This window comes from Sphingomonas echinoides, from assembly GCF_029623395.1.
GTDB classification, from domain to species: Bacteria; Pseudomonadota; Alphaproteobacteria; order Sphingomonadales; family Sphingomonadaceae; genus Sphingomonas; species Sphingomonas echinoides_A.
This window is the reverse complement of record NZ_JAPYKK010000007.1, coordinates 68,192-84,269: the sequence shown is the minus strand read 5'-3', so window position 1 is coordinate 84,269 and position 16,078 is coordinate 68,192. Positions and strand designations below refer to the sequence as shown.

General features: G+C 65.5%; 14 protein-coding genes. 12 read left to right on the top strand and 2 right to left on the bottom strand.

The genetic code is table 11. From position 1 onward, the window contains the following. Positions 1-35: 35 nt before the first annotated feature. From pgi to gorA, 3 genes are all read left to right on the top strand, one after another. Positions 36-1,526 (top strand): glucose-6-phosphate isomerase, encoded by a 1,491-nt coding sequence (pgi, locus tag QBJ92_RS06330; RefSeq protein WP_277968844.1) that lies wholly within the window; start codon positions 36-38, stop codon positions 1,524-1,526. After that, positions 1,523-1,897, top strand: a complete 375-nt coding sequence (locus tag QBJ92_RS06325) for a DUF4174 domain-containing protein (RefSeq protein WP_277968843.1) — start codon at positions 1,523-1,525, stop codon at positions 1,895-1,897. The genes pgi and QBJ92_RS06325 overlap by 4 nt, the downstream gene beginning before the upstream one ends. Positions 1,898-2,051: 154 nt before the next feature. After that, positions 2,052-3,401, top strand: a complete 1,350-nt coding sequence (gene gorA / locus QBJ92_RS06320; RefSeq protein WP_277968842.1) for a glutathione-disulfide reductase — start codon at positions 2,052-2,054, stop codon at positions 3,399-3,401. A gap of 477 nt (positions 3,402-3,878) precedes the next feature. Here the strand turns inward: gorA and QBJ92_RS06315 are convergent, their stop codons facing one another. Continuing rightward, positions 3,879-4,127: a type II toxin-antitoxin system ParD family antitoxin gene (locus QBJ92_RS06315; RefSeq protein WP_277968841.1), complete on the bottom strand. Its 249-nt coding sequence runs from the start codon at positions 4,125-4,127 to the stop codon at positions 3,879-3,881. 51 nt (positions 4,128-4,178) lie between these two features. Continuing rightward, positions 4,179-6,233: a M13 family metallopeptidase gene (locus tag QBJ92_RS06310; RefSeq protein ID WP_277968840.1), complete on the bottom strand. Its 2,055-nt coding sequence runs from the start codon at positions 6,231-6,233 to the stop codon at positions 4,179-4,181. 158 nt (positions 6,234-6,391) lie between these two features. Here QBJ92_RS06310 and QBJ92_RS06305 point away from each other — a divergent pair, with 158 nt between their 5' ends. The 9 genes from QBJ92_RS06305 to QBJ92_RS06265 all read left to right on the top strand — a co-directional run bounded on the left by QBJ92_RS06305 (position 6,392) and on the right by QBJ92_RS06265 (position 16,056). Then, positions 6,392-7,918, top strand: a complete 1,527-nt coding sequence (locus tag QBJ92_RS06305) for an acyl-CoA carboxylase subunit beta (protein ID WP_277968839.1) — start codon at positions 6,392-6,394, stop codon at positions 7,916-7,918. 67 nt (positions 7,919-7,985) lie between these two features. After that, positions 7,986-8,273, top strand: coding sequence for a hypothetical protein (locus QBJ92_RS06300; protein WP_277968838.1), 288 nt, complete (start codon positions 7,986-7,988; stop codon positions 8,271-8,273). Continuing rightward, a complete protein-coding gene (locus QBJ92_RS06295; RefSeq protein WP_277968837.1) occupies positions 8,270-8,482 on the top strand; it encodes a hypothetical protein in 213 nt (70 codons plus the stop codon). Before QBJ92_RS06300 ends, QBJ92_RS06295 begins: the two co-directional genes overlap by 4 nt. Positions 8,483-8,660: 178 nt before the next feature. After that, positions 8,661-10,493 (top strand): cobaltochelatase subunit CobT, encoded by a 1,833-nt coding sequence (cobT, locus tag QBJ92_RS06290; RefSeq protein WP_277968836.1) that lies wholly within the window; start codon positions 8,661-8,663, stop codon positions 10,491-10,493. Beyond that, positions 10,490-10,744, top strand: a complete 255-nt coding sequence (locus tag QBJ92_RS06285; protein WP_277968835.1) for a ribbon-helix-helix domain-containing protein — start codon at positions 10,490-10,492, stop codon at positions 10,742-10,744. The genes cobT and QBJ92_RS06285 overlap by 4 nt, the downstream gene beginning before the upstream one ends. Before the next feature lie 311 nt (positions 10,745-11,055). After that, positions 11,056-13,554 (top strand): TonB-dependent receptor, encoded by a 2,499-nt coding sequence (locus QBJ92_RS06280; protein WP_277968834.1) that lies wholly within the window; start codon positions 11,056-11,058, stop codon positions 13,552-13,554. After that, a complete protein-coding gene (locus QBJ92_RS06275) occupies positions 13,554-14,294 on the top strand; it encodes a tetratricopeptide repeat protein (RefSeq protein WP_277968833.1) in 741 nt (246 codons plus the stop codon). The genes QBJ92_RS06280 and QBJ92_RS06275 overlap by 1 nt, the downstream gene beginning before the upstream one ends. After that, positions 14,288-14,971, top strand: a complete 684-nt coding sequence (locus tag QBJ92_RS06270) for a Fe2+-dependent dioxygenase (protein ID WP_277968832.1) — start codon at positions 14,288-14,290, stop codon at positions 14,969-14,971. The genes QBJ92_RS06275 and QBJ92_RS06270 overlap by 7 nt, the downstream gene beginning before the upstream one ends. Continuing rightward, on the top strand, positions 14,971-16,056 hold the full coding sequence (locus tag QBJ92_RS06265) for a PepSY-associated TM helix domain-containing protein (protein ID WP_277968831.1): 1,086 nt from the start codon (positions 14,971-14,973) through the stop codon (positions 16,054-16,056). The genes QBJ92_RS06270 and QBJ92_RS06265 overlap by 1 nt, the downstream gene beginning before the upstream one ends. The last annotated feature ends 22 nt before the right edge of the window (positions 16,057-16,078 follow it).

Here is a 16,078-nt window from a genome sequence, read left to right as displayed (position 1 = left end):
GAATCGAACCACCCTAACACGCAGACGAGGTACTCATGGCAGCCGACTGGACCGCGATCGAAGGGCTTCCCAGCCCCCGGCTTGAAACCCTGTTCGCCGAGGACGCCGATCGGCTCGCGCGGTTCAGCGTCGACGTCGCCGGGCTGCACTTCGATTTCTCCAAGACGCACCTGACCGAACAGGCGGTTGCCGCGTTCGAGGCACTCGCCAAGGCGCAGGATCTCAGCGGTAAGCGCGAAGCGTTGTTCGCGGGCGAGATCGTCAACACCACCGAAGGCCGCGCTGCGACGCATGTCGCCGAGCGGGGCGAGGGGTCGGAGGACGACGTCGCGGCCGCGCGGGTGCTCCATGCCCGGATGCGCGCGCTGATCGACGCGATCGAGGGCGGCGCGCTCGGCGAGATCCGCCATGTGCTCCACGTCGGGATCGGCGGCTCGGCGCTCGGGCCGGACCTGCTGGTCGATGCGCTGGGCCGCGAATCGGGGCGCTACGACGTCGCGATCGTCTCCAACGTCGATGGCTGCGCGCTCGAGGAAGCGTTCGCCCGATTCGATCCGACCGCGACGCTGCTGGTCGTTGCGTCCAAGACCTTCACCACCAAGGAAACCATGCTCAACGCCGAATCGGTGTTGCAGTGGATGGGCGAAGGCGGCGTCGACGACGTCTATGGCCGCGTGATCGCGCTGACCGCGGACCCCGACAAGGCGGTCGAATGGGGTGTCGATGAAACCCGCGTGCTGCCGTTCGCCGACAGCGTCGGCGGGCGCTATTCGCTGTGGTCGTCGATCGGTTTCCCCGCCGCGCTTGCGCTTGGCTGGGACTGTTTCGCGGACATGCTCGAGGGGGCCGGCGAGATGGATCGCCATTTCCGCCAGACCTCGCTCGCGCACAATGCGCCCGTCCTCGCGGCGTTCGCCGACCTGTATTACACGCACAACCGCCACGCCGAGACGCGCGCGACCTTCGCCTATGACGAGCGGTTGCGGCTGCTCCCGTCCTACCTCCAGCAGCTCGAGATGGAGTCGAACGGCAAGGGCGTGACGATCGACGGCGCGCCGCTCACGGGCCCGTCGGCGGCGATCACCTGGGGCGGCGTCGGCACCGATGCGCAGCATGCGGTGTTCCAGCTGCTCCACCAGGGCACGCATCTCGTGCCGGTCGAGTTCGTCGCGGTGATCGAGCCGGGTGACACGCTCGCCGAGGATCACCATCGCCAGCTTCTGCTCAATGCGTTCGCGCAAGGGGCCGCGCTGATGAAGGGCCGTCCGAACGACGATGCCGCGCGCAGCTATTCGGGTGACCGGCCGTCGTCGACGATCCTGCTCGACGATCTCGACGCGCGGACGCTCGGCGCGCTGATCGCGTTCTACGAACAGCGCGTGTTCGTGAATGCCACGCTGATCGGGATCAACCCGTTCGACCAGTTCGGGGTCGAGCTCGGCAAGGAAATGGCCAAAGCGGCGGATGCGGGCGGACAAGAGTTCGACGTGTCGACCACCGACCTGATGAAGCGCGCGTTCGGATGATCGTGCTGGCGGCGATGATAGCTTCGATGACGGTGGCGGAGATGCGCCACCAGCGCCGGGTGCTGATCGTCGCCGCCCCAAGCGCAGCCGATCCGCGCAAGATGGCGCAGGATGCGGCGCTGGCGGGAATGCCCAAGGCGCTTGCCGATCGCGACGTCACGGTCGTCGAGCTTACGGGGGATACCGTAAAAGGCGCGGCGGATACCGCGGCTGTGCTGCGCGAACGGTGGCGGTTGCCCCGGGCGGCGTTCGGCGTGGTGCTGGTCGGCAAGGACGGCCACGCCGCGCTGCGCCGGTCCGAGCCGATCGACGCCGCCACGCTGGTCGCGACGATCGATGCGATGCCGATGCGCCGGGCGGGGCAGCGGTAGCGAGACGCAATACTGCCCCGATCCGTTCGTTTCGAGCGAAGTCGAGAAACCCGGCACAGCGCAAGTTTCTCGACCTCGCTCGAAACGAACGGTGGGGGTGGTGGCTTACAGAGATTTAAAGGCTGCGTGTTTGGCGGCTGCAGAAGGACAAGACATGGCTGACTATGACTACGACCTCTTCGTCATCGGTGCGGGCTCGGGCGGCACGCGCGCCTCGCGGGTCGCGGCGGCGCATGGCGCGAAGGTCGCGGTGGCGGAGGAATATCGCGTCGGCGGCACCTGCGTCATCCGCGGCTGCGTGCCGAAGAAGCTGCTCGTCTATGGTGCGCATTTCGCCGAGGACCTGAAGGACGCACGTCGCTTCGGCTGGGACGTGCCCGAGAACCTCGGGTTCGACTGGATCCGGCTGCGCGACAATGTGCTGGAGGAAGTCGACCGGATCAACGGCGCCTATACCGACACGCTGACCAACAACGGCGTCGACATCATCCTCGACCGCGCGACCGTCACCGGTCCGCATTCGGTCAAGCTCGGCGACGGACGCGAAGTGACCGCGGGCAAGATCCTGATCGCGGTCGGTGCGACGCCGATCGTCCCCGAATGCCCGGGACACGAGCTCGGGATCACTTCGAACGAGGCATTTCACCTCGACGCGGTGCCCAAGCGCATCCTGATCGCTGGTGCTGGCTATATCGCCAACGAATTCGGCGGGATCTTCAACGAATTCGGCGCGAAGGTCACGCTCATCAACCGCACCGACCAGATTCTGCGCGGCTATGATGAATCGATCCGCGATCGACTGCTCCAGATCTCGATCATGAAGGGGCTCGATTTCCGCTTCAACGCCGAGTTCCGCGGGATCGAGAAGCAGCCCGACGGGTGCCTGCGCGTTTCGATGACCGGGCATGAGCCGATCGACGTGGATTGCGTGATGTTCGCAACCGGGCGCGCGCCCAACACCGGCGGTCTCGGGCTCGAAAGCGCAGGCGTCGAGCTAGACGAGAAGGGCGCGATCGTGGTCGACGAGGACAACAAGTCGACCTGCGACAGCATCTATGCGGTCGGCGACGTCACCAACCGCGTCCAGCTTACCCCCGTCGCAATCCGCGAGGGGCAGGCGTTCGCCGACACGCTGTACGGCAACAAGCCGCACCGGGTGGATTACGAGAACATTCCGTCCGCGGTGTTCAGCCATCCCCCGATGGCGGGCGTCGGGCTGACCGAGGCGCAGGCGAAGAACAAGTTCGGCTCGGTGAAGGTCTACATGTCCGATTTCCGCCCGATGAAGAACGTTCTTGCGGGGCGTAACGAGCGGGCGCTGTACAAGATGGTGTGCAATGCCGAGACCGGGCAGGTGCTCGGGCTCCACATGATCGGCCCGGATTCGCCCGAGATTCTGCAGGCGGCGGCGGTCGCGGTGAAGGCCGGGCTGACCAAGGACGATTTCGACCAGACCGTCGCGCTGCATCCGTCGATGGCGGAGGAGCTGGTGCTGCTGCGGTAAGGCGATCTGACGGGCGTCCTGGTGATGGGCCCACAGCTGTTCGTCTGACACCGCATCCTTCCCGTTCACCCTGAGCGCAGTCGAAGGGCCCAACAAGGACACCATGACCAATGGTGCGAAAGGGGCTTCGACTTCGCTCAGCCCGAACGGGGGGGCAAGCGATCCGACAAAGCCCTATCGCTGCGAACTAGGCGCCGCCCAATCGCTAGTCAGGGCGCATTGCCTGAGGCAATACGCGACGGATCGTCACCATGGCGTCGTCACACGTGCAGAAGATGCGGTGGCTGCCCGCGCGAAGACAGCGCATGTTCGGCGTGATCCCTGCCACGATCGGGCCGGAGCGCGGGTACGGCCGCAACTGCATCATGGCGTGTTCCAGCATGTCGAATTAGCGCGCTGCCGTTTCGTTGCCGAACCGCGATGCTGAACTGCACAATGTCCTCAAGACCGCGCGACGCTTCGGCGGCGATCTCGAGGTCATGCATGGAGCGAAAGGTGCTTTGCCCTGATGTCGGCGAAAATCTTTTCGGCAGGCCGTGGGTCGATCCCGGATGCAAAACCCTTGTCGATTTCACTTTGCAACCATGCCAGCTCGTCGGCAGCCGCGCGGTCCCGTGCCATCAACGAAAGCAGGTAATCCCCCGGTCCGCTGAAGCTCCCATCAACGACCCGCTGCTCGACCCATTGTTCTAGGTCGTCCGGCATGGAAATCATCATCTGGGCCATGGGCTGAACGTACGACTTGGCCGCAAACCTGTCCAGCCCATCCCCTCCCGCCTACCAGATATGCACGCGCTCGGCGGGCGCGAGATACAGCTTGTCCCCCGGCTTGACGCCGAACGCCGCATACCAGGCATCGACGTTCCGGACGATGCCGTTGACCCGGTAATAAGGCGGCGAATGCGGGTCGGTCAGCAACCGCGACCGCGCCGCGCCCTCGCGCACCTTGGCTTGCCACGCCTGCGCGTAGGACAGGAAGAAGCGCTGGTCGCCGGTCAGCCCGTCGATCACCGGGGCTTTGCCGTGGCTCGCCTGATACTTCTGATAGGCGGCATACGCCGTCTCCACCCCGCCGAGATCGCCGATATTCTCGCCGAGCGTCAGCGCACCCTTCACGTGTACGCCGGGGATCGGCTCATACGCATCATATTGCTTGCTCAGCGCCGCGGTGCGCGCCTTGAACGCGGTGTGCGCTTCGGGCGTCCACCAGTTCTCGACCTTGCCGGTCGGCCCGAACAGGCTCCCCTGATCGTCGAAGCCATGCCCCATCTCATGCCCGATGATCGCACCGATCGCCCCGTAATTGACCGCGGCATCCGCCTTGGGGTCGAAATACGGCGCTTGCAGGATCGCAGCGGGGAAGGTGATCTGGTTCGCCAGCGGGTTGTAATACGCGTTCACCGTCTGCGGGGTCATTTCCCACAAGGTCCGGTCGACCGGGGCCTTCAGCCGCGAGAGATCAAGCTGATGCTGGAACTCGCCCGCGCGGATCGCATTGCCGAGCGGGTCGCCCCGCACCATCTGGAGCGACGCATAGTCGATATACTTGACCGGATGCCCGACGCGCGGGTCGAACGCGGCGAGCTTGGCGAGCGCCGCGGTCTTGGTCTTCGCGTCCATCCAGCCGTTGGCGGTGATCCGGTCCTTGTACGCCGCGCGCAGATTGCTGATCAACTCGCCCATCTTGGCTTCGCTCTCGGGCGGATAGTGGCGCTTGACGTAGATTTCGCCGATCGCTTCGCCCATCGTCCCGTTGACCATCGCGATCCCGCGCTTCCACCGCGCGCGTTGCGACGGCTGGTCGTTGAGCGTCTTGCCGTAGAAGGCGAAGGTCGCATCGTCGAACGTCTTGGGCAGCATCGGCGCGGCCGCCGTGGCGAAGCGGAACTTCATCCAGTCCTGCCAAGTCGATACCGGGGTCTCGGCGAAGATCTTGCCGAGCCCGGTCAGCGCGGTCGAGTTGCTCATGATCACCACCGGGAAATTGCCATAGCCCGAGGTCTGGAGCAGCAACGGCCAGTCGAACTCGGGCGCGAGCGCAGTCCGCTGCGCCGCGGTCATCGGTTTGAGCATCGCCATCAGGTCGCGCGACTGGACCGGCGACCATTGCACCTTCGCCATCGCGGTTTCGAGCGCGACGATCCGGTCCGCGCGGGCGCCCGCGTCAGGAAGCCCCGCCAGTGTCAGCATCTGCGCGACATAGGCGCGGTAGGCGGTGCGGTATGCGTCGTACTTCGGCCCAGCCTCCAGATAGTAATCGCGCCCGCCCATGCCGAGCGACCCCTGGCCGGTGCCGACCGTATAGCGTGTCGGATCGCTCGGATCGGGGAGCTGGCCGATCTCGACCGGGCTTGCGTAGCCCGGCGTCGCGAACAGCATTTGCAGCTTGGCGCGGTCGTTTGCCGCGTCGATCTTCGCGAAATACTGCGCGAGCGGTGCCGCCCCCGCCTTGTCGATCGCGGACTCGTCCATGAAGCTCGCGTAGAGATCACCGAATTGCTTCGCGCCCGCGCCGACTGCGGCGGGGTTGGCCGCGGCATCGTCCAGGATCTTGCGGACGTTGGTTTCGGCCTCGTCGGTCAACACCACGCCGTAGCCGGCGGACGTGCGATCTGGCGCGATCTGCGTGCGCTTGTCCCAGCCGCCGTTGGCGAAGGTCCAGAAATCGTCGCCGGGCTTTACCGCCTTTTCCTGCGTCGTGAGGTCGATCCCGAAGGTGCCATAACGGGCGCCGGTTGCGGCGGGCACCGGGTCGGTCTTCGCGAGGCCGGGGGACGTCAACGCCCCCAGCGCGACGGCGGTCGATAGACGAAGCAAGAGCATGGTACGCATCGATTTCCTCTCTGTGTATTGCCCGAGTATAGCGCTGTCGCTGGCGGTCGCAATCGGCATCGGGCATCGCTGGCGTGAATGGCACGGTGTTGCGTTCTGCCCTGAAAACGCGAAAAGAACCCGCAACCGGGTGTTCAAGCCGATCCTTAGGAGTTGCCATGTCCTCGACCCTCGCCGAACTGGAACGCAAGCGCGCCGCGGCGCGGCTGGGCGGGGGTGAGAAGCGCATCGCCGCACAGCACGCCAAGGGAAAGCTGACCGCGCGCGAACGACTCGACGTGCTGCTCGACGAAGGCTCGTTCGAGGAGCTCGACATGTATGTCGAGCACAATTGCGTCGACTTCGGGATGCAGGACCAGATCGTTCCGGGTGACGGCGTCGTTACCGGATCGGGGACGATCAACGGGCGACTGGTGTTCGTCTTCAGCCAGGATTTTACCGTGTTCGGCGGGTCGCTGTCCGAACGCCACGCGCAGAAGATCTGCAAGATCATGGACATGGCGATGAAGGTCGGCGCGCCCGTGATCGGCCTCAACGACAGCGGCGGTGCGCGCATCCAGGAGGGCGTCGCCTCGCTCGGCGGCTATGCCGAAGTGTTCCAGCGCAACGTGCTCGCCAGCGGCGTCGTGCCGCAGATCAGCCTGATCATGGGGCCGTGCGCGGGCGGCGCGGTCTATTCGCCGGCGATGACCGACTTCATCTTCATGGTGAAGGACTCGTCGTACATGTTCGTGACCGGCCCGGACGTCGTGAAGACCGTCACCAACGAGATCGTCACGCAGGAGGAACTGGGCGGCGCTGTCACGCACACCACCAAGTCGGGCGTCGCCGACGTCGCGTTCGAGAACGACATCGAGGCGCTGCTCGCCGCGCGTGACTTCGTCGATTTCCTGCCCGCGTCGAACCGCGAGGGATCGCCCGAGCGGCCGTCGTCGGACCCGTGGGACCGGCTCGAGGAGTCGCTCGACACGCTGGTGCCGGCGTCCGCCAACCAGCCGTACGACATGCACGAGCTGATCCGGAAGACCGTTGACGAAGGCGATTTCTTCGAGGTTCAGCCGACGCACGCCGCCAACATCATCACCGGTTTCGGGCGGATCGAGGGGCGTACCGTTGGGTTCGTCGCGAACCAGCCGATGGTGCTGGCGGGGTGCCTCGACATCAATTCGTCCAAGAAGGCGGCGCGGTTCGTGCGCTTCTGCGATGCGTTCGAAATTCCGATCGTCACCTTCGTCGACGTGCCGGGCTTCCTGCCGGGGACCGCGCAGGAACTGAACGGGATCATCAAGCACGGCGCCAAGCTGCTGTTCGCCTATGCCGAGGCAACCGTGCCCAAGATCACCGTCATCACGCGGAAAGCCTATGGCGGCGCGTATGACGTGATGGCGTCCAAGCACCTGCGCGGCGACCTCAATTACGCCTGGCCGACCGCCGAGATCGCGGTGATGGGCGCGAAGGGCGCGGTCGAGATCATCTTCCGCGGCCGCACGACCGAAGAAATCGCCGAGCAGACCGCGCAATATGAAGCGCGCTTCGCCAACCCGTTCGTCGCCGCGAGCAAGGGCTTCATCGACGAGGTGATCCAGCCGCACTCGACTCGCCGCCGAATCGCGCTGGGCTTACGCAAGCTGCGCGGCAAGCAACTCGAAAATCCGTGGAAGAAGCACGACAACATTCCGTTGTGAGTCCCTCCCGGCGCGTATTGCCGTAGCGCGGCGAAAACCGCATAATTGCGGAAAGAGGAGCGCCGGGATGCAGACCGAACGGGTGACTTTCCTGACTACGCCAGAGCAGAAGGCGAAACTCGACGCATATGCAGCGCGACATGGTCGCTCGGTCGGTAATGTCCTGCGCGAGGCGTCGATCCGCTACATGGTAGAGGAGCAGACGGAGGACAGCGAACTCACGGCGCTGATACAGGAGCTCGAAGCTGCGCTACCGCAGATGCAGGCAGCGTTCGAGTCGATCGAACAGTCGATCGCCGGGTCGCGCGCGGCGCTGCACGAGGCAAGCGCGTATTTTTCGAACAAGCCGCAGTGACCGCCACCGAGAAGGCGATGAGCGTCGTCAAGAATGTTCTGCTGTTCCGGGAAACGCTCGAACGGATCAACAAGGAGATGGCCGCGCTGCGTGGCGACATCGCCTCGCTGACGCACAACGTGATCGATATCGACAAGCGACTGGTTGGTATCGAAACCATGGTCGAAATGGCGGGTCGCGGCGGAGGACCGCCGCGCATCGAAGGCTGACCAAGGTCCGCGTCTTCTGTCGTGCATTCTGTTAGCAATTTCGGCATGCCTTTCCGCTCGAACCTTTCCGGCAGCGTTGTTGCTGGGAAGCTGACCCACAATCCCACCGCCCCGGTTGCGACGATCCACCCGAATCCCGATCTCGCACCTGGGCACATTGCCGTGCCGGAGTTGAACCGTGGCCACTGATACCCCTCTCGATCGTTTCAAGGCCGTGCTTGGCGGAACCGCGCGCGCGCTGGCGGACGAACCCGAGATCGAGCTGGCCTATACCGCGGACGCCCCGACGCAATCGGGCAAGCACATCAAGGTGCCGATGCCCGCGCGCACGCTCCCGCCCGAACAGGTCGCCGAGGCGCGCGGTTTCGCCGACGGATTTGCGCTGCGGCTGCGGCACCACAATGCCGCGATCCACAATCGCCACGCCCCAGGCGAGGCGGTCGCGCGCGCGGTATTTGATTCTGCCGAGAATGCGCGGGTCGAGGCGCTCGGGAGTCGTGGCTATGCCGGCATTACCGCCAATCTCGACACCGCGATGGAAGCCCGGCTGCGTGCCGACCCGATCACGCGCGCCCGCACGCGTGACGAAGTTCCGCTGTCGACCGCGCTCGGGTTGCTGGTACGCGAACGGCTGACCGGGGTCGCCCCGCCCGCCGCGACGCTGCAGGGGCTCGATCTCGTACGCGAGTGGATCGAGCAGAAGGCCGGTGGCGATCTCGATGCGATGGCGCTGGCGATCGACGATCAGCGCGCCTTTGCCGGGCTGATTACGCGGCTGCTCGAGGACCTCGAGCTGGTCGAGGGTGACATGACCCCCGAGGATTCGGACGAGGGCGGGAACGAGGACGAAGGCACCGAGGAACAGCAGGAGGAAAACGAGAGCGAGGACGGCGACGATCAGGGCGACGAGGGCCAGGGCGAGATCGAGGCGCGCGGGTCCGAGCAGGATTCCGAGTCCGAGGACGGCGAGGGGCAGGAACAGGGCGACGATTCGCTCGACGACATGGACGGCGAGCCTGGCGACGACGGTGAGGAGGGCATGCTCCCGGTCCGCCCCAATCGCCCGCCTGCCGATTTCTCCCCGCAGTTCGAATATAAGGCGTGGACCAACGCCTATGACGAAGTGATCGCCGCGACCGACCTGTGCGACGCGGACGAACTCGTGCGGTTGCGCTCGTACCTCGACCAACAGCTCGTCCATCTGCAGGGCGCGGTGACCAAGCTCGCCAACCGGCTCCAGCGGCGGTTGATGGCGCAACAGAACCGCAGCTGGGATTTCGATCAGGAGGAAGGCATCCTCGACGCGGCGCGGCTCGCGCGGATCGTCGTCAACCCGACGCTGTCGCTCAGCTACAAGATCGAGCGCGAGACCGATTTCCGCGACACAGTGGTGACGCTGCTGATCGACAATTCAGGCTCGATGCGCGGTCGTCCGATCTCGATCGCGGCGATTAGCGCGGATATCCTCGCGCGCACGCTCGAACGCTGCGGGGTCAAGACCGAGATCCTCGGCTTCACCACGCGTGCCTGGAAGGGCGGGCAATCGCGCGAGACATGGTTGGCGGCGGGGCGTCCGCCCCAGCCCGGCCGGCTCAACGACGTCCGCCACATCGTCTACAAGAAGGCGGACGAGCCGTGGCGCCGCGCGCGCAATTCGCTCGGGCTGATGATGCGTGAGGGGCTGCTCAAGGAGAATATCGACGGCGAGGCGCTGCTGTGGGCGCATTCGCGGCTGATCGCGCGGCCCGAGGAGCGCAAGATCCTGATGGTCATCTCGGACGGCGCGCCGGTCGACGATTCGACGCTCTCGGTCAATTCGGGGAGCTATCTCGAACGCCATTTGCGGCAGGTGATCGGCTGGATCGAGGCGAAGTCCCCGGTCGAGCTGGCGGCGATCGGGATCGGACATGACGTGACGCGCTATTATGCGCGCGCGGTGACGATCATGGATGCGGAACAGCTTGGCGGGACGCTGATCGAACAGCTCGCGGCGTTGTTCGACACGCCGTGACCGTGCCCGGGATCGTCGCGCCGCCGGGCGGGTTCATCGGGCCCGTTAAACGGTCGGTGACGATCGCCGGCCACCCCACGTCGATCAGTCTCGAACCCATCTTCTGGCGCGCGCTGGATGACGCCGCCCGCGTTCGCGGGTTGCCGCTCAACGCCTTGATCGCGCAGGTGGACGCGCTCCGGATCACCGCGGAGGACCCGCCGAACCTGGCAAGCGCACTGCGGAGCTGGGTTGTTTCGCAGCGCGGTTGAGGTCGAGTGGCTGAGGCGGAGCAGGGCGGCCCCGCCCCACACCGGCGTCATGCTGAACTTGTTTTAGCATCCCCCGCGCAGCAGGCGCGGACCAGACTTGCGGCACGGTGGACCCTGAAACGAGTTCAGGGTGACGGCGGTGGTAGGGTGCGCACGGAATTACGACATTGGTAGTTTGTAAGCGTTTGTATTCGTTGGCGGCCCCCTCCGTAAAGCAAATGCCGACGCGCGAGCAGATGAGACTAATTCGCAATAGCGTTGACAGTGCGACTGACTCGCAATAGCTCCGTTCTAACGAATGGGGGAAATTCATGTCACGTCTCGCTAGCAATAAGCCTGCCTACCTCGCTTTGTCCTGCGTGGGCGCGTTCGCGAGCATGCCCGCCTTCGCCAACGACGCGCCCCCGCCGCCGCCCGCCAACGACGGAGATCCCGACCAGCGGCTCGACATCGTCGTCCACGGCCACCGCGAGCCACGCCGCGACCCCAAGCAGGTCGCGCCGCTGGTCGATACGCCCAAGTCGATCGTCGTCCTCGACAAATCGGTGATCCAGCAGACCGGATCGACATCGCTGCAGGATGCACTCCGCACGGTTCCCGGCATCACCTTCGGCGCAGCGGAGGGCGGCAACCCGATCGGTGACCGCCCGTTCATCCGCGGGTTCGACAGCCAGGGCAGCGTCTATGTCGACGGCGTGCGCGATCTGTCGTCCCAGACGCGCGAAGTGTTCGCGATCGAATCCGTCCAGATCGTACGCGGGTCGGATTCGACGCTTGGTGGGCGCGGCAATGCGGGCGGATCGATCAACATCCTGTCGCGGCTGCCCCAGCTCGACACGTTTGGCTCGGCGAGCGCGAGCTACGGCAATGGCGACTTCAAGCGTGTTACCGGCGACGTCAACATCAAGCTGAGCGATACCGCCGCGTTCCGGCTCCAGGGATTGTGGCACGACCAGAAGTTCGCCGGGCGCGATTCGGTCTACGCCAAGCGCTGGGGCTTCGCGCCGAGCGTCACGCTGGGGCTGGGAACGCCGACCCGCCTGACCGCAAGCTATTATTATCTCGAGAATCACGAACTGCCCGACAGCGGCATTCCCTACCAATATGTCTGCTCCGCGACGAATTGCGCGCTTCCGGCGGGGAACGTCTTCACTACGCCCGCGCTCGGTACGATCACCACGCGCGGGGGGCAGACCGGGACGGTCAAGCGGTCGGCGTTCTACGGTCTCGAAAATCGCGATTTCCGCGACGCCACCGTCAATCAGGCAATGCTGCGGGTCGAGCATGACTTTGGCGGGATCACGTTGCGCAACACCGCACGCTATTCGCACAGCGATCAGGCCTATATCTTCACGCTCCCCGACGACAGCCAGGGCAACGTTCGCGGCACTGCCGCGACCAACCCCACCACCGGCGCGGCGGGCACGCGCGGTGACGTGCTGACCGGCGGCTATGTCTGGCGGCGCGGCAATACGCGTTATGGGTATAGCGAAAGCCTGATCGACCAGACCGACCTCAGCGGAACGTTCGACACCGGGGGGATCAAGCACAGCTTCGCGGTCGGTGCGGAAGTCGCGTGGGAGAAAACCCGACGCGGAACGCTCGTCTCGGCGAACGGCTCGACCGTCAACCCGCGCTGCAACACCGCGACGATCGCACGGTATTATTGCGCGAGCCTGTTCAACCCCAACCCATCCGACCCGTGGGTCAATTACACCAGCGACACCTCCAGCGTCGCGACACCGATCGTGCGCGGGGCTTCCAACACCGAGACGCAGAACGACGCGACGACGATCGGGCTGTACGGGTTCGACTCGATCACGCTGCTCCCGCAGCTGATCCTCAACCTCGGGGCGCGCTATGACCGGTTCAAGTCCAGCGTCACGCTGCCGTTCGCGGCGGGGGGCACTGCGACCAAGCTGTCGCGCAAGGACGAGCTGTTCAACTGGCAGGCGGGGCTGGTGTTCAAGCCGACCAGCGAGACCAGCCTCTACGCAAGCTACGCCACCGCCGCGACGCCGCCCAACGCGCTGATCGGCGAGGGCCGCGAGGACAATGCGCTCCCGACCACCGCGACCCCGGTCAATCTCGTAATCCTCGATGCGTTGAAGGTGCAGAAGACCAAGTCCTACGAGGTCGGCGCGAAGGGCAGCCTGTTCCACGAACAGCTCCAGCTAGGACTTGCGGTATTCCAGACCGATATCAGCAACGCGCGGGTGCAAATCGACGCCAATACGGTCGGTTTCCTCGGTAAAACGCGCATCCGTGGCGTCGAATTGACGGCAAGTGGGACGATCTTGCCGGGCTGGACCGTGTTCGGCGGCTATACCTATCTCGACCCCAAGGTCATCGACGGCGGCAACAGCGCGCTCACCGCCGCTGCCAATGGTCGTGCCGCCGCGCAGACGGTGTACGTTCCTTCGGTCAATACCGGCAAGCAAGTCCCGCAGACTGCACAACATAGCTTTACCGCGACGACCAACTACGAACTGGTGAAAGGCCTGCAGATCGGTGGAAGCGCGATCTACATGGGGCGGCAATATGGCGGCTATGCCGACAATCGCACCGCGACGCAGACGACCGCCGGGGTCGTCACGATCACGCCTGCGACCACGATCCTGTCGCGCGGCATTCCCGATTACTGGCGCTTCGATGCGCGCGCCAGCTACGCGGTCACGCCCAATCTGGAGCTGAGCGTCAACGCGCAGAACTTGACCGACAAGGTCTATTTCACACAGACCTACGCGTCACACTTCGCCAATATCGCGGCGGGGCGGACGGTGTTCGGCACGATCACGGCCAAGTTCTGATGCTATCGGCGGATCGACTGGCGGCGCTCACCCCGGACGAGATCGCCACGCATCTCTCCGGCCCACCCGAGACCCGCGCGGCCTTCGTCCGCGCGGCGGCAGATGCAGGACATGCCGAGGCGCAGGCGGTGTACGGCCAAATGCTGCTCGACGGGGTAGGTGTGCCGCGCGATACCCCCGCCGCGCTCCGCTGGTTCAAGCGCGCGGCGGCGCAGCATCATGTGATGGGGATCAACATGGTCGGGCGTTGTTACGATCTCGGCTGGGGCACGGCACCCGACAAGACTCGCGCCGCCGACTGCTACCGCATCGCCGCCGAGCGTGGCCTTGATTGGGGCATGTACAATTACGCGACGCTGCTCGCGCTCGGGCACGGCGTGACGGAGGACAAGGCCGCGGCGCTCGACTGGTTCCGCAAAGCCGCTGCGCTGGGAAATGCCAAGGCGATCAACTTCGTCGGCAGTTTCCACGAGGACGGCTGGGTCGTCCCGCGCGATCTCGCCGCGGCGGCGCAGTGCTATGCGCGCGCGGCACACGGCGGCGACTTTCGGGGCGCGTTCAACCATGCCCGGATGCTCGGCAGGAAGGGACAGATCGAGGAAGCGATCGGTTGGCTCCGGCGGGCGGGCGCGAGCGCGACCCCGGCGTTTGTCGACAAGGCCGCGGCATGGCTCGCAGCTTCCGACATCGCTGCGTTCCGCATCCGGGGCGTGCAGGCGATCCGGGCGGCGGCATGCTGACGATCATCCCCGATCTGCTGACGGCTGCGCAGGTTGCCGACCTGCGGGCGACGCTTGATGCCGCCGACTGGATCGACGGCAACGCCACCTCGGGTGCGCAATCCGCGCTCGCCAAGCGCAACACGCAATTGCCCGAGGATAGCGCGGCGGCACGGGCAGGGGGCAGCGCCGTTCTCGACGCGCTCGGGGCATGCCCCCTGTTCGTCGCGGCGGCGCTGCCGCTGAAGGTGTTTCCACCGCTGTTCAATCGCTACGGTGCGGGCGATGGTTTCGGCGCGCATGTCGACACTGCAATCCGCATCCGCCGCGGAAGCGATTTCCGGATCCGCAGCGACTTGTCCGCAACGCTCTTCCTGTGCGATCCGGACAGTTACGAAGGCGGTGAACTCGTCATCGCGACGCAATTTGGCGAACAGCGGGTCAAGCTGCCCGCCGGCCAACTGGTGGTCTACCCGGCATCGAGTGTCCACCACGTCACCCCCGTCACGCGCGGGACGCGGGTCGCCTCGTTCTTCTGGATTCAGTCGATGGTCCGCGACGATGGCGCGCGCGCGATGCTGTTCGAACTCGACACCGCGATCCAGTCGATCGCTACCCGGCTTGGCAGTGACGATCCCGAAATCGTCCGGTTGACGGGCGTCTATCACAATCTGTTGCGCCGCTGGGCGGAGGTCTGATGTCGAAGATTGCGTTGCGGCGCGCCTGGTTTCAGGCGCACAAATGGATCGGGCTGCTGCTCGCGGTGCTCATCATCCCCTTGTCGCTGAGCGGCGCGGCGTTGGTGTGGGATGAGGCGGTCGACCACGTCCTCAACCCGGCGCGTTATGCGGCCAGCGGCAACACTACGCTCGATCCCGCACGCTATGTCGCAGCGGCGCGGACCACCCTCAAGCCAGCCGAACGGATTGCCAGCATCGCGTTTCCGGAAGGCGAAGGACCGGTCCAGGTAATCGCGATCACGCCGCCCGATCCTGCAAGACGCGGCCCGCCGCAACGGACCACCGTCTATCTCGATCCGCCGACGGCGAAGATCCTCGCGACGGCGAGTAGCGGCAGCGGTGTGCTGCGCGTTCTCCACAATCTCCACGGCAATCTGCTCGTCCCCGGCGTCGGTCGGCAGATCGTCGGCTGGATCGGCGTGGCGATGCTGGTGTCGTGTGTCTCCGGGTTGTGGCTGTGGTGGCCGACGGTCGGGCGCTGGACGCGTGGGCTACGCTGGCGGCGGCATCGCAACACCGACACCAATGTGCACCATCTGTTCGGCTTCTGGATTGCGCTGCCGTTGTTCGTGTTGTCGCTGACGGGCGTTTGGATCTCCTTCCCGCAGGTCTTCGCGGGGGGTGGTGCGCCGCGTGGTCCGGGTGGACCGGGCGGTCGACCTGTCGCGCTGGAACGTCCGATCCTGGCACTGGATGCCGTGCTCGCCCGCGCTGCAACGGTGACCCCCGGGGCGGTGTCACGGGTAGAATGGCCCACCGATCGGAAGCCCGAATGGAAGGTGCAGCTTCGCAAGGCGCGCGGGGTGACCGTCGATGACGTCACGGGCCGAGCAATGCCTGCACGGCCTGAATCCGAGACGCTCGCGCGGACCATGCGGCGGTTGCACGACGGCACGCGGATGGGGTTTGTGTGGCAATTGCTGGTCTTTCTCGGTGGGATTCTACCAGCGGTGCTTGCGGTGACGGGCATCATCATGTGGTGGCGCGCGCGACGTTGGAAGGCGGCGTTCAAGGCCAAGCAGCGCGTACGGGCCGCAGCCTGACGGGTCTTCAAGCGCGATCTGT

Bases quoted from the DNA above. Each gene is read 5' to 3' on its own strand.
- gorA (WP_277968842.1), top strand. From the start codon at position 2,052: ATGGCTGACTATGACTACGACCTCTTCGTCATCGGTGCGGGCTCGGGC.
- pgi (WP_277968844.1), top strand. From the start codon at position 36: ATGGCAGCCGACTGGACCGCGATCGAAGGGCTTCCCAGCCCCCGGCTT.
- QBJ92_RS06300 (WP_277968838.1), top strand. From the start codon at position 7,986: ATGCAGACCGAACGGGTGACTTTCCTGACTACGCCAGAGCAGAAGGCG.
- QBJ92_RS06305 (WP_277968839.1), top strand. From the start codon at position 6,392: ATGTCCTCGACCCTCGCCGAACTGGAACGCAAGCGCGCCGCGGCGCGG.
- QBJ92_RS06310 (WP_277968840.1), bottom strand. From the start codon at position 6,233: ATGCGTACCATGCTCTTGCTTCGTCTATCGACCGCCGTCGCGCTGGGG.
- QBJ92_RS06280 (WP_277968834.1), top strand. From the start codon at position 11,056: ATGTCACGTCTCGCTAGCAATAAGCCTGCCTACCTCGCTTTGTCCTGC.
- QBJ92_RS06325 (WP_277968843.1), top strand. From the start codon at position 1,523: ATGATCGTGCTGGCGGCGATGATAGCTTCGATGACGGTGGCGGAGATG.
- QBJ92_RS06275 (WP_277968833.1), top strand. From the start codon at position 13,554: ATGCTATCGGCGGATCGACTGGCGGCGCTCACCCCGGACGAGATCGCC.
- QBJ92_RS06265 (WP_277968831.1), top strand. From the start codon at position 14,971: ATGTCGAAGATTGCGTTGCGGCGCGCCTGGTTTCAGGCGCACAAATGG.
- QBJ92_RS06315 (WP_277968841.1), bottom strand. From the start codon at position 4,127: ATGGCCCAGATGATGATTTCCATGCCGGACGACCTAGAACAATGGGTC.
- QBJ92_RS06270 (WP_277968832.1), top strand. From the start codon at position 14,288: ATGCTGACGATCATCCCCGATCTGCTGACGGCTGCGCAGGTTGCCGAC.